This window comes from Actinotalea ferrariae CF5-4, assembly GCF_000603945.1.
GTDB classification, from domain to species: Bacteria; Actinomycetota; Actinomycetes; order Actinomycetales; family Cellulomonadaceae; genus Actinotalea; species Actinotalea ferrariae.
On sequence record NZ_AXCW01000497.1, the window covers coordinates 1 to 1,111 of the forward strand.

The following is a 1,111-nucleotide window of genomic DNA, read 5'->3' on the forward strand; positions in this document are numbered from 1 at the left end:
CCCCTCCCGCCCGTCCCGCGCCACCCGGCACCACCCCCGACGGAAGGACCACGTCGTGACCGACCCCACCGACCACTCCTCGGCGCCGCCCATGACCCCGGGCGACGTCGCCCGCGCCGGCAAGGCGGTGCTGGCGGAGGTGGGCACCGTCGTCGTCGGCATGCACGACGCGCTGCGCGTCGCCCTGGCGGCGGTGCTCGCGAGCGGGCACGTGCTCTTCGAGGACGTGCCCGGACTGGGCAAGACCCTCGCCGCCCGCAGCCTCGCGACCGCTCTCGGGCTGGAGTTCCGCCGGGTCCAGTGCACGCCGGACCTGCTGCCCGCCGACATCACCGGCTCCGCGGCCTGGGACCCGGGGACGTCGTCGTTCGTCTTCCGGCCCGGGCCGGTGTTCACGGGCCTCCTGCTCGCGGACGAGATCAACCGCACGTCGCCCAAGACCCAGTCCGCGCTCCTGGAGGCCATGGCCGAGCGGCAGGTCACGGTCGACGGCCGCACCTACCCGATGCAGCGGCCGTTCCACGTCATGGCCACGTCCAACCCGGTCGAGTACGAGGGGACCTACCCGCTGCCGGAGGCGCAGCTCGACCGGTTCATGGTCCGGGTCGCCGTCGGCTACCCGGACGCCGACGCGGAGGTCGACGTGCTGCAGCGGCGCCTGGAGCGCCGGCGCGAGGAGGCGACCGTGCGGCAGGTCGTCGACGCGCCCACGCTGCTGGCCATGCAGGCCGGCGTCGAGGACGTGCGGGTCGACCCGGACGTCCTGCGGTACTGCGTGGACCTGGCGGCTGCGACCCGCCGCCACGACGCGGTCGAGGTCGGGGCGTCCCCCCGCGGCTCCCAGGCCCTGATGCTGGCGGCGCGCGCCCTCGCGGTCCTCGAGGCGCGGCGCTTCGCGGCCCCGGAGGACGTCAAGGCGGTGGCCGTCCCGGCGCTGGCCCACCGCCTCACGCTCACCCCGGCGGCCTGGGCGTCCGGCGTGAGTCCCGAGGCGGTCGTGCGCGACGTGCTCGCGAGCGTCCCGGGACCCGCCGCGGTCCCGACCGCGGGGTGAGGCGACGATGACGGGGCCGGCCTCACCCGGTGCGGCCGGGCGGGCCGGGGGTGCGGG

General features: G+C 77.0%; 1 protein-coding gene. It reads left to right on the plus strand.

The window, feature by feature from the left end:
- The first annotated feature begins 91 nt into the window (after positions 1-91).
- Positions 92-1,054: an AAA family ATPase gene (locus N866_RS19005; RefSeq protein WP_034229826.1), complete on the plus strand. Its 963-nt coding sequence runs from the start codon at positions 92-94 to the stop codon at positions 1,052-1,054.
- Positions 1,055-1,111 lie beyond the last annotated feature (57 nt).

Excerpts from the sequence above, each read along its gene's own strand:
- N866_RS19005 (WP_034229826.1), top strand. The coding sequence starts at position 92 with ATGACCCCGGGCGACGTCGCCCGCGCCGGCAAGGCGGTGCTGGCGGAG.